The organism is Corynebacterium ulcerans, assembly GCF_900187135.1.
Taxonomy (GTDB): domain Bacteria; phylum Actinomycetota; class Actinomycetes; order Mycobacteriales; family Mycobacteriaceae; genus Corynebacterium; species Corynebacterium ulcerans.
Window position 1 is genome coordinate 1,716,075 of record NZ_LT906443.1, and the last position, 12,015, is coordinate 1,728,089.

9 protein-coding genes are annotated in these 12,015 nt (G+C 51.0%); 8 read left to right on the forward strand and 1 reads right to left on the reverse strand.

Annotation, left to right across the window (positions count from 1 at the left end):
• Nucleotides 1-7 precede the first annotated feature (7 nt).
• The 3 genes from CKV68_RS07700 (at nt 8) to CKV68_RS07710 (ending at nt 6,205) form a co-directional block, all read left to right on the forward strand.
• On the forward strand, nt 8-1,273 hold the full coding sequence (locus CKV68_RS07700; RefSeq protein ID WP_014835808.1) for an aspartate kinase: 1,266 nt from the start codon (nt 8-10) through the stop codon (nt 1,271-1,273).
• Between the two features lie 355 nt (nt 1,274-1,628).
• A complete protein-coding gene (locus CKV68_RS07705; RefSeq protein WP_095075956.1) occupies nt 1,629-4,853 on the forward strand; it encodes a DUF5979 domain-containing protein in 3,225 nt (1,074 codons plus the stop codon).
• 320 nt (nt 4,854-5,173) lie between these two features.
• Nucleotides 5,174-6,205, forward strand: a complete 1,032-nt coding sequence (locus CKV68_RS07710) for an aspartate-semialdehyde dehydrogenase (protein ID WP_095075957.1) — start codon at nt 5,174-5,176, stop codon at nt 6,203-6,205.
• A gap of 66 nt (nt 6,206-6,271) precedes the next feature.
• On the opposite strand, the gene CKV68_RS07715 is transcribed toward CKV68_RS07710, so the two are convergent.
• Entirely contained in the window at nt 6,272-6,835 is a 564-nt protein-coding gene (locus CKV68_RS07715; RefSeq protein WP_013910627.1) for an RNA polymerase sigma factor, read from the reverse strand.
• A 147-nt stretch (nt 6,836-6,982) separates the two neighbouring features.
• Between CKV68_RS07715 and CKV68_RS07720 the strand changes: the two genes are divergently transcribed.
• From CKV68_RS07720 to CKV68_RS07740, 5 genes are all read left to right on the forward strand, one after another.
• The gene (locus tag CKV68_RS07720; protein WP_013910628.1) at nt 6,983-8,521 is read left to right on the forward strand and encodes a catalase; all 1,539 of its coding nucleotides are present in this window, start codon (nt 6,983-6,985) and stop codon (nt 8,519-8,521) included.
• A gap of 237 nt (nt 8,522-8,758) precedes the next feature.
• The gene (locus tag CKV68_RS07725; protein WP_111690607.1) at nt 8,759-9,442 is read left to right on the forward strand and encodes a hypothetical protein; all 684 of its coding nucleotides are present in this window, start codon (nt 8,759-8,761) and stop codon (nt 9,440-9,442) included.
• Nucleotides 9,442-10,383, forward strand: coding sequence for a hypothetical protein (locus CKV68_RS07730; protein ID WP_095075958.1), 942 nt, complete (start codon nt 9,442-9,444; stop codon nt 10,381-10,383). Before CKV68_RS07725 ends, CKV68_RS07730 begins: the two co-directional genes overlap by 1 nt.
• Before the next feature lie 14 nt (nt 10,384-10,397).
• Nucleotides 10,398-11,021: a hypothetical protein gene (locus CKV68_RS07735; protein ID WP_095075959.1), complete on the forward strand. Its 624-nt coding sequence runs from the start codon at nt 10,398-10,400 to the stop codon at nt 11,019-11,021.
• Entirely contained in the window at nt 11,021-11,965 is a 945-nt protein-coding gene (locus CKV68_RS07740; protein ID WP_095075960.1) for a hypothetical protein, read from the forward strand. Before CKV68_RS07735 ends, CKV68_RS07740 begins: the two co-directional genes overlap by 1 nt.
• The last annotated feature ends 50 nt before the right edge of the window (nt 11,966-12,015 follow it).

Sequence of the window (12,015 nt, forward strand, 5' to 3'; positions counted from 1 at the left end):
GTTGCCCGTGGCACTTGTCGTCCAGAAATATGGCGGTTCTTCGCTGGAAAGCGCGGAAAGAATTCGTCGCGTTGCCGAGCGAATCGTGGCCACTAAAAAACAAGGCAACGATGTTGTTGTGGTGTGCTCCGCAATGGGAGACACCACTGATGAGCTTCTCGACCTCGCCTCCCAGGTTAATCCGGTACCACCTGCGCGTGAGATGGACATGCTGCTTACAGCAGGAGAGCGCATTTCCAACGCACTTGTGGCCATGGCGATCGAATCATTTGGTGCGAAAGCCCAATCTTTTACTGGTTCACAAGCAGGCGTGATTACTACCGAACGCCATGGCAATGCCCGCATCGTGGACGTTACTCCAGGGCGTGTGCGCGAAGCACTGGATGGCGGAAAAATCTGTCTTGTTGCCGGATTTCAGGGAGTTAACCGCGAGTCTAAAGATGTGACCACGCTGGGACGTGGCGGCTCGGACACCACGGCAGTTGCCCTTGCCGCGGCGCTCAATGCTGACGTATGTGAGATCTATTCAGACGTAGACGGCGTGTATACGGCCGACCCTCGCATCGTGAGCAACGCGCGCAAGCTAGATCAACTCTGTTTTGAAGAGATGCTGGAACTTGCAGCGAGTGGCTCAAAAATTCTTGTTCTGCGCAGCGTCGAATATGCTCGTGCATTCGGCGTTCCCCTGCGCGTTCGTTCGTCGTATAGCAATGACCCCGGAACCCTAGTTGCCGGATCAATGGAGGATATTCCTGTGGAAGAAGCAGTACTTTCTGGCGTAGCAACTGATAACTCCGAGGCCAAGATCACGGTCCTGGGCATCCCTGATTCACCCGGTGCTGCTTCTGTGGTCTTCCGTGCGCTTGCCGACGCCGAAATCAACATCGACACAGTCCTGCAAAACATCTCCTCCCTGGAAGACAATCGCACGGACATCACATTCACCTGCCCGCGTGCCGATGGCCCCCACGCCATGGAGCTCCTACGCAACCTGCAGCCGCAGAACGACTGGCAGAACGTGCTTTACGACGATCAGATCGGCAAGGTTTCCCTTGTCGGAGCCGGTATGAAATCGCACCCAGGCGTTACCGCAGAATTCTGCGAAGCACTCCGCGACCAGGGGATTAACATTGAACTGATCACCACTTCCGAGATCCGCATCTCCGTGCTGATCCGTGAAACCGACTTGCCTGCAGCAGCGAGGGCTCTCCACGAAAAGTTCGAGCTTGGTGGAGACGAAGAAGCTAAGGTTTACGCTGGGACGGGGCGGTAAGCCGGGAGTGGCTTAAGAAAACCGTGTTATAAAAGACCTCTTGTACATAGTATGCAAGAGGTCTTTTTGGTGTGATTGTTTAATTTTGCATGGGGCTCACCCTAAAGGGTGGGGTAAAGATAAGTGTAAGAAAAATCTATGCAAAAGTCTCTAAAACGTTAATAAACCTTATTATTATTTCTGCTATTCTTACTCTTTGGTGACCGTGAGGATACAGTGTCCGATCGGTCAATCTGGTGTTACATATCGAGATGATTATGCGATATGAACCTTGAGACTTGGCCTGGTCATGTGACGCTCTTTTTGATTGGGAAAATCCTCAGGTGCCTTGTGAAAAATAAGATAGAGAGTAAAGATGGTCGATTCGCGTTTTTATGAACGCTCCCCAATGCGCAGGCTGATCACCCTGATGATGGTGGTCGTTGTTTGCGTAGGTCTAGTGGTTTCCCCTCGTGTTCCTTCTGCTGGTGCAGCAGAGTGTAAAGGCACAGTTAGCAATATCCAGTGGAAGAACAATACAAATATCAAAGATGGAGTATTTGTTGGTAGTTATGGGCAGGGGGCAGACGTTCAATTCAACTGGAAAGTTGACACCAACGCTAACCCTGGTGATCAATTCACTCTGAAACTTCCAGACCAGCTCACTCGCTTGGGTAACAAAGATCTAACGCTTACTGCCCCCGATGGACAAGAAGTAGCTAAGGGAGTTTGGGACGGAAGTAACAAAACCTGGACCTTTACCCTTACCGAATATGCAAATGGGCACGGTGATATTTCTGGTACAGCATTTTTCACTGTTCAATGGGATAGGTCTACTACGCAATCAAATACACCGTACCCATTGACTTTTTCAGGATGTCAAGGAAGCGGAACTCTTAACGGAAAAACACCTGAAGAAGGTGTAGGGGGTACTACTCAAGCAACATCAAAGACCGGAGTCTATGATTCTAGGACTGATTCTGCGCGCTGGAACATTTATGTCGAAACAGCGGATACTGATATCTATACCCCCGTTGTTGTCAAAGATATTGGAAATACCCAGCTGCTGTTTAGATGTTCTGATGTCAAGGTTTTTGATCGCACCCCTTACCCTCATACTGAGATCCGCGATACACCCATTGATCCAAATCGATGGAAGTGCGAGGAAAAAGATGGCGGAATAATTGTCAGCATGGTGCCAGATGAGCACGGAAGGTATCTGACAGCTGGACAATCGCTGACCATCGGGCTTGAGACACCTATCAATGATGATACTTCTCGCTTTATTACGAATAAGGCGATTGTTGAAATCGGTCCTAATAAAATCGAAAATGTAGAATACCAGGTAGACCGCGGCGACGCTGGGGGGGTGGGCCAAGGTTTCCAAGGCAAGATCAAGATTCAAAAGGAAGTAGTCGGGGAAACTGCACCTGTACAGGGAAACAAATTTGATTTCGAGTATAAATGTGGTGACACAACGCAGAATATTTCCGTTGCTGCCGGACAAACCTCAGATATCTTTACCCAACGCTCTTCTTCTACATGCTCTATTACCGAAAAGAACGTTGCTGAAGGCGTTACAGTCGACTTTGAAGTAGTAGATGAAGAAACGGGTAAACCAGCCTACGTTGTTCCGATCGACAATGGCGTAACGGTAAAGTTCAACAAGAACAGCTCCACCACCCTAAATGTCAAGGTCACAAACACCTACCCCAATAAGCCAGAAGCTAAGAAGGGCAAGTTTGTTATCAAGAAGACGGTTAATGGCCTTGATGCTGGCCAGAAAGATAAAGTCTTCAAGTTCAATTACACCTGTAAAGCACCAGATGGTGATGCCGATACAGAGCCGCAACCAGCAGAAGTAACTGCAGGCAAGCCCTGGCAATCGGGAGACTATCCTGAGGGAACAATCTGTACGATAGAGGAGGACCTTGAGAGTGCAAAGGTTCCTGGTTATTCACTGACTTCTGAACAGCCCAAGGGCAATGTCACTATCAAAGCTGATGGTGAGCAAGGCTCCCCGGTAGAGTTCGCTGCAACCAACTCTTATACCAAGGATCTTGGTAGCTTCTCCGTCCAGAAGAAGATCGATGCATCAGCTGAGGCAATGCCGCTGCTCAAAGATCAAGAATTTGGCTTCAAGTACACCTGTGGCGCTGACAACGGTGAGTTTAAGCTCAAAGACGGTGAAACAAAGAAGGTTGAAGGCATTGCCGCTGGCACAAAGTGCACCGTCGAGGAGTCGGATGCTAAGGTGCCAAACGGCTTTACGTGGAGTGGAAAGATTGAAGGTCCTGAGGAAGCTACCAGCTTTGAAATCGAAAAGGATAAAGCCCTAGCCTTTACTGCCACAAACACCTATAAGCAGCAGAACGGTGGTTTCACACTGTCCAAGAACGTGACCGGTGACGCAACCAACCTGGAAGAGTTGCAGAAGCGTTCTTACACGTTCAACTACACCTGCACCGCACCAACCGGCGCTGTCATCGATGGCACTGCAGAGGTCACTGAGGGAACCCCGAAGGCAATCGACAACATTCCTGCAGCATCTACCTGTAAGGTTACGGAAGTCGAGGCCCCTGCTAAAGACACTGACTGGACCGTTGACTTAAATGTCAATGGAACGTCGGTAGGAGAGACCGCTGAGTTTACGGTTCCTGCTGAAGGCGAGCCGTCGATAAGCATTCTTGCAAAGAACAACTACCGCCAGCACAAGGGAAGCTTCACGATTGAAAAGATTGTGGATGCATCGGAAGGCATCGTCACGCCGAAGGAATTTACGTTCACGTGGCAGTGCGGCGAGGCTGAAGGCTCTGAGGTTGTCCGGGTTACCAACGGCAAGGGTCGTGTAGGAATTGACCGCGCATTCCCAGTGGGCACCAAGTGTTCAGTGAAAGAGCTGGAGGCTGAAGCGGAAGACGCAAGGCTCATTACAAGCTGGGAAAACCAGGAATTCACGATCGACAAAGATAAGCAAGACGTGATTGTTTCTGCGACGAATACCTACAGGTACGCAGAAAGCAAGGTCAAGATTGTGAAGAAGCTTGAAGGTCCGGCAAAGGATAAGGCAAAAGACAAGACCTTTACTTTCGATTACAGCTGCGTTCTTAATAACGAGGCTATTGAAGGTTCTGTGAACATCACTGGTGAGGGTGCAACCGAGATTCCTGAGTCTTTCCCTGCAGGTACCAAGTGCACCATTACTGAGCGGGACGCAAGTATCTCTGGAACCACGTGGACACATCGGATTGCAGAGGATGGTCAGATCACCATTCAGAGTCCGGCTAAGGTGTATGAAGTCGGTGTAACCAATGCTTACTCCAAGCCTGGTTTCCCTTGGTTCATCCCGCTGATTCCACTTGTGATCATTCCGTTGCTGCCGTTGTTCCCGCACCCGACTCCTGCACCGCAGCCAGCTCCACAGCCGGCACCGCAGAAGCCGTCGGAACAGCAGCCTTCCCCCAAGGCTCCTGAAAAGAAGCCACAGAAGGAGAAGAAGGTTCTGGCACGCACTGGCGCTAACGTATGGATGTTTATTGTTATCGCTGCACTCCTTGTGCTGTTGGGAGCATTCCTCCGCAGGCGCGGTAACAACTCATAGGAGTGTTTAGCTTGTAAATAAGTGACCTTCCTATTCATAAGGAGGCGAGAGGGAAACCTTTCGCCTCCTTTGGTATTCTCTAGCATCCCTTAACCCGCCCTGGCGGAATGGCGCATGAAATTATGAGCAGAAAGAGGGGCTAAAACGCAACGGCTATTGTGGCGCTGCGAGGATCCACTATCGCGTTATAAGGGGGGGCAATCATGGGGTTATGGTGGGGCTATGGAGGGTTGTCTTTTATGTGTAGGCTCGGTATTTAGTGGTGGGTGTTGCACAATGACACGCAACGCCCCCGGAGCAAAAGAAAGGGAACTTTGACTATGACTACTGTCGCCGTCGTGGGTGCAACAGGCCAGGTTGGCCGAGTAATGCGTTCGATCCTCGAGGAGCGAAAGTTCCCTGCAGATAAGGTGCGTTTTTTTGCCTCTGCGCGTTCTGCTGGAACTACGTTGCAGTTCAACGGTGGAGACATTGAAGTGGAAGACCTCGCGGTTCAGACCGAGGACTCACTCAAGGACATTGATATTGCATTGTTCTCCGCTGGTGGCAGCACTTCTCGGCAGTACGCTCCCTTGTTCGCCGCTGCCGGTGCCACCGTGGTGGATAACTCCTCTGCATGGCGCAAAGACCCCGACGTGCCGTTGATCGTTTCCGAGGTTAACCCGGAGGATAAAGACAACCTGGTCAAGGGGATCATCGCTAACCCGAACTGCACCACGATGGCGATCATGCCAGTGCTCAAGGCGCTGCATAACGTTGCATCGGTGACCAAGATGCATGTTGCCTCCTACCAGGCGGTTTCCGGTTCAGGTCTCGCCGGTGTGGAGACGCTGGCCAAGCAGACCGCTGAGATCGGTGATCGTTGTGTGGAATTAGTTCACGATGGTTCCGTGGAGGCCCCGGAGGAGCTCGGCCCTTATGTCGCTCCGATTGCGTACAATGCGCTTCCTTTTGCAGGCAGCTTGGTTGATGACGGCCTGAATGAGACCGACGAAGAGCAGAAGTTGCGCAATGAGTCGCGCAAGATTCTGGGACTTCCTGAGCTCAAAGTAGCTGGTACATGTGTACGCATCCCGGTGTTCACCGGGCACACAATGGTGGTGCATGCGGAATTTAAAAAAGCTATTACTCCTGATGAGGCGCGGGCAGTGCTTATCGACGCCCCCGGCGTAGAAGTAGTAGACGTACCTACTCCGCTTGCTGCTGCAGGTCGTGACGATTCTCTGGTTGGTCGCATCCGTCAAGATCAAACGGTTGATGACAATAAAGGCCTGGTGTTCGTGGTTTCCGGCGATAACCTACGCAAAGGCGCAGCACTGAATGCTATTCAGATTGCAGAGTTGCTTGTGTAAGTGAAGCGTAATTGCTGTAGGCGCGGTACTTCCTCATATCCGAGGAGGTGCCGCGCTTATTCGTATTTAGGCGCTAGCAGCGTTGGGGCGTCCGGCTGCAGCGACTACGTCGGCACGGGCGCGAGCTACGCGGGAACGAATCGTACCGATGCGGACGTTGGCGATTTTCGCTGCTTCCTCGTAGGAATAGCCGAGCACCTGCGTCAAAATGAGGGCTTCACGACGTTCGGCGGGGAGGGCGTCGATAAGCAAACGCACGTCGATCCAGTCGGACCAGGTGTTTTCGCCATTGGTGGAGAGTACGGCGGGGTCGAGGTCTTCTACTTCCGCGGAAGACTTTCGGGGACGGGCCATGTCATGGCGAATATTGTCCACCCACACGCGGCGTGCGAGTGAGAGCAGCCATGTTCGTGCTGACGAGCGCGCAGCGAATCGGGGGAGTGCGCTCATGACGCGGAGGTACGTCTCCTGTGTGAGGTCGTCGGCGATTTCGCTGCCACCTAGGTGGGCGAGCAGGCGCCAGACGTCATTTTGGGTCTCACGGATGAACTCGGTAAGTGCGGTTTTGTCGCCGCGGCCGGCAGCGAGTGCCAGTTGGGTGACGCGATCGTCGCGTTCCGAGTTCTTCATAACTAAGGACTTTACCACCTAAACAAAAGTTGTAAGGTGAACCTCTCAATAAAAATCTGTTGCAAGGTTTTAGTTTTCAATGTAAGGTTATTTTTAACTTAAGACTCATTCCAAGACCCAAACCAGCCCTTGAAGGAGGGAATTTCCATGAACTCACCAGTCGATCCCATCATCAGCGCCGGAGAGCGTACAGAGTCTGTTGCTCACACAACGCGCGAAGGCGGACAGCCAGTTCCTAGTGAGAACATTTCCATCACTGCCGGACCACAGGGCCCTAACGTTCTCAACGATCTTCACCTGATTGAGAAGCTCGCCCACTTCAACCGCGAGCGCGTTCCGGAGCGTAACCCTCACGCTAAAGGCCACGGCGCTTTCGGTGAGCTACACATCACCGAAGATGTGTCGGAATACACCAAGGCCAAGCTGTTCCAAAAGGGCACAGTTACCCCGATGGCTATCCGTTTCTCCACGGTGGCTGGCGAGCAAGGTTCCCCAGATACCTGGCGTGACGTGCACGGATTCGCGCTGCGTTTCTGGACCCAGGACGGCAATTACGACATCGTGGGTAACAACACCCCTACCTTCTTCCTACGCGATGCCATTAAGTTCCCGGATTTTATCCATTCCCAGAAGCGCCTAGGCCGTAACGGCCTCCGCGATGCGGACATGCAGTGGGATTTCTGGACCCGCACCCCTGAATCTGCTCACCAGGTGACATACCTGATGGGTGATCGTGGCACTCCTAAGACTTCCCGCCACCAGGATGGTTTTGGTTCCCATACCTTCCAGTGGATCAACGAAGAGGGCAAGCCAGTATGGGTGAAGTACCACTTCAAGTCTCGCTTGGGCTGGGACACCTTCACCGACGCTGAGGCTCAGGAGATGGCGGGCAAGAATGCTGATCATCATCGCGAGGATCTCTACAACGCTATCGCGCACGGCGACTTCCCCATCTGGGACGTCAAGGTCCAAATCATGCCTTTTGAGGACGCAGAAAACTACCGTTGGAACCCCTTTGATCTGACCAAGACCTGGTCGCAGAAGGATTACCCGCTGGTCGACGTTGGATACTTTGTTCTCAACCGCAACCCCAAGAACTTCTTCACGCAGATCGAGCAGTTGGCGCTCGATCCGTCGAACTTGGTTCCAGGTGTAGGTCTGTCGCCTGACCGCATGTTGATGGCTCGTGCGTTTGCGTATGCAGATGCTCAGCGCACGCGTATTGGTGCAAACTACCGCCAGCTGCCGATTAACCAGCCGGTGGTTCCGGTGAACACCTATGAGCATGAGGGTCCGATGGCGTATCAGTTCAATCCGGCAGATGCGCCGGTGTATTCGCCAAACCGCTATGACAAGGGTGCTGGTTACCTCGACGATGGTGAGACGTCTTCTTCGGGTGTTACCTATGGTCAGGCCAGTGATCTTTTTGTTAATCCTGATCCTCACGGCACGGATCTCACCCGTGCGGCTTATGTAAAGCATGCTGAGGATGATGACTTTATCCAGGCAGGCATTCTCTACCGTGAGGTTTTTGACGACGGAGAGAAGGAGCGCTTTGTAGACAACGTTACCAACGCTATGGCAGGTATTTCTCCAGAGGTTGAGGAGCGAGTTTACTGGTATTGGACCCAGGTCGACGAGAACCTTGGCGCAGAAATTAAGCGAGTTTTTGCCACCAAGAAGTAACAACTAAGCATTTAAGCTTTACGACGCCTATCCCTACGAGCTTCCCCGCGAAGTTCGAGGGGATAGGTGTTTTTTGGGCTTGGGTGGCTTGGTCGGGACACTTTTGGGTGAAGTTTTTCAAAACCGACATATTTGCCACCTGAACATGTTAGCTTCCCCTTTAACGATTGAGCTTTATGTCTACAGAAGTACTCAAATCCAGAAGCGGTGGTTACTCCATATGAATGGGGAGGTGTAATGGAATTTAAAGAAGATATTTTCCCTGAGCATAAGGATAAAATTGGTGGCCTTGTTCAGTTTGTGAATCTTCCGTATGAGAGCGCTGTTGAGTATGCATGGGATCAACTACGAGTGACCCAAAAGGGTGTCAATTTTCCAATTAGAACTGATTATGCTGTTTCCTCCGGGGAATTTATTGAGAAAATTTCTGTTGGACAAGATTCTTTTTTGGCAGTAGAGACCATCAATCCGCGTTGGATTGCTGTAATGGGTACAGGAAAATTTGCGGTGGCCAATAGATTTTTCCTTCCAAGCAATACCGCATTTTGGGGCGATAGCTATCCAATTTCTAAGGGGGTAGAGACTGTTTCTGTTCGGCAAGATAATGAAGTCCCTAAATGTGCATTGAAATATAAACGGATGAAGTACTGGCAAGTCGATCAACAATTTAGGTGGCGCGCTGAGCACTTAAGCATCTTTTGTGAGAACGTAGACGGGTGGTACTTTGAGCGTGAATCTTGGTCCTTTGAGGGTGGCACAGACGCTCCTCTTGAATTTGAGGAAGCTAGTAATTATTCAAACCGCCTCAAGAAAGACCGTTTTAATCCTAATATTATGCTTTCTTATCTTGGATTTTTGGGCATTAACTTACAAGATTTGAATTTTTATCAAGGGCGAATGACTGTATTGGTGGGGCAGTAGTGGATATTTTAAAAACTAAAATGTTCCAGCCGTTGGATTCATGTATATATTACGTCAATATTCCTTTTGATTCATTTGTTGAATACTTGACTCGGTATATCGAATCCTGTCAAAGATCCCCTTCTGATTGTCTGCGTGAATCGGGTATTGGTACGTATTCTCGATGGAAAGAACTTCTGATCAGTTGGCAACATCAGAATGTTGTTATTCAGGAAACAGCTAACGCTGAATGGGTGGCTATAGTTGATCCGTACATCGATACCTCTATGGCCTACTTCCCTCAGAATAATTCGGATGAACCTTACGAGATTTTTATAGGAAGTTCTCCAGAGATGTGCGATTATATTCTTCAGGAGAATTTGCTTGAGAAACAGGAGCTGGCACAGCAGTTTTCTATCAAAGCTTGCACAGTGGAATTAGAGGATCCACGTTTTCCCTCTTTTGGTGGGGCAAGGCCAACATACTTAGCGTGTAGCTGGGGCTCTTCTGCCATTTTAGGAGAACAAAGTCCTGAAAATAGATATTATTCACACCACTTTCGTAGGAGCCTGTGGGCTGCTAGCACTCTTGGGTCTCAGGGGCTGACTCGTTTTTCAGTTAATTCATGGCCAGGTGAGATTGAAGAGGGACGGAAGAAGAATCCTAACTTCATGGAGCTTGATTGGTCAGAGTGGGGTCCCGACCCCACTTTTCGTCCTGACCCTGATCGCCCTGTTTATGAGTGGTTTAATCATAAAGTTGTTGATAGGTGGGGGAAAAATTTAGGACTTGATGTCTTTAACCCAGATTTTTATATGGGGAGACAGATAGTTTTTAAAGCACGGGACCCTAGGCAGATGGTTCCTAGTAATGAAGATTTTCGCCCGTTTGCAGAACGGCAGAAAATGATGGGCTTTAGCCCTGACCATATGCAATGGTTGGTTGATCAGGGATTGTACTGAGAGAGCAGGAGAACATGGCTAAGTGGAATAACGGTTCTATCGGAATTGATGTCTGCGCGGATCAAGAGCTTTTTACTCCCACCGCAGCATCATTATCCTTTGCACCTGGGCATGTGGCTATTTCAGACTCCGCAGCAGAATCTTTAGAAGATCAGATCGTTGAAGGCGATATGGCTGAGATTGTTGAGGCCATTGACTCTTTTGCAGCTTGCTCGGTAGCGGAGGCCTCCCAATCGTTTGATTTGCCGGAGTCGGGATACCTTGAGGCAATTAAGCCGGGTTCTCATGTCACGTATCCCGTTGCTGAAGAAACAGATAGCGAACTCGCCGACCTTGCGGGGATCCCCGTAGAAATTGGGGATTTCTCCTGGAGTGCAGTGCTGTTTACTCGGTGGGAGGGCTGCGTGAATGTTGCCCTGGAGTGGGAACTTGCTCGGATGCTCTACTTCTGGAACAAGAGGTGGGGGATGGAGTTGGTGGCACTTTCAGAAGACACTGAAGCCACAATGCTGGTTCGCGTGGGCGATCCGGGAGGAAACCGTGAGGAGATCGTCGCAACGCTTGCCGCAGCGGGCGACGAACTTGTTGTTATTCCGGGGCCAGACGGCTCCCTGATACTGAAAGTGTGGTGGGACTAGTGGGATTCTTTGGGTTTGGAAAGAAAAAACAGCAGCAACCGCAGACTCCGGTGATCCGGATGGCGCTTATGGCGCTGGGATACTCCCCAGATATTGCTCCCGACGGCAACGGCGGAGAAGTGAACGTGGTGACGCTAGGAGACCTGACGGTTTACTTTTGGAACGATCCCAGCCTGTATCACGCTCAAATCGAATGGCCGTTAACCTTCAGCCAAGAAGACACTATGCATGCGGTGGTGGGCGCACACATGCTGAACGTGAATTCCTCTATCGGTGTCTTCCGCGTGGACACTTCCAAAGGACACACAGCAGTTGTGTGTCGCACGTGGCTACGCGCCGAGGACGGAGCAACGTTTGATCAGTATCTCCGCTTTGTTCAAGCGGCGCTTCAAGACGTGCTGCCCGAGGCTTCAGCTCTGTATGACGACATGTTTGGGACAAACTTTGAGGTTCCAGAGCCACCTGAGCAGCACCCACTCTTCGCAGAAATTCCAGCTCACCTAGACACTCCGGAATTTGAAACACCTGAGGTGACAGCGGATCGGGTTGCGGCGCTGTACTCCGGGGAGGTGTCTGAAAAAACTGTGCATATGACCGTGAAGGGGCGAGAATTTGTTGCAGAGGTTCATCCAGCGGAGACCCCAACAGGGCCCGCCCGCATCCTGGAGATCTCTAGCTTTAAGGATCTACCCGCCAGCGGCCCCAATGATATTGCAGCGCTGATAAACGCGACGGCGCAGTTCAACGACTCCATGGATCTTATCTGTGCTGTTCTCGATGAAGACGGGCAAAAAGCAGCTTCGGAGAATCTGGGACAGCCCGCAGCGCGGATGGTTATTCGCGCGCGTTGCGACGCCACCGTGGGGCTTTCAGATCCCCAACTCAAGGGCTATGTCGATGAGGCGATGCACACCATCGCAGGCCTACTCAAAGCCATTAGCTAGAGTTATCCCCGGCTTAGTGCACTTCTAAGAGGAAGGACTACGCCGGGGAT

Coding starts and splice junctions, on each gene's coding strand:
- CKV68_RS07720 (WP_013910628.1), top strand. CDS start 6,983: ATGAACTCACCAGTCGATCCCATCATCAGCGCCGGAGAGCGTACAGAG.
- CKV68_RS07725 (WP_111690607.1), top strand. CDS start 8,759: ATGGAATTTAAAGAAGATATTTTCCCTGAGCATAAGGATAAAATTGGT.
- CKV68_RS07735 (WP_095075959.1), top strand. CDS start 10,398: ATGGCTAAGTGGAATAACGGTTCTATCGGAATTGATGTCTGCGCGGAT.
- CKV68_RS07705 (WP_095075956.1), top strand. CDS start 1,629: ATGGTCGATTCGCGTTTTTATGAACGCTCCCCAATGCGCAGGCTGATC.
- CKV68_RS07715 (WP_013910627.1), bottom strand. CDS start 6,835: ATGAAGAACTCGGAACGCGACGATCGCGTCACCCAACTGGCACTCGCT.
- CKV68_RS07710 (WP_095075957.1), top strand. CDS start 5,174: ATGACTACTGTCGCCGTCGTGGGTGCAACAGGCCAGGTTGGCCGAGTA.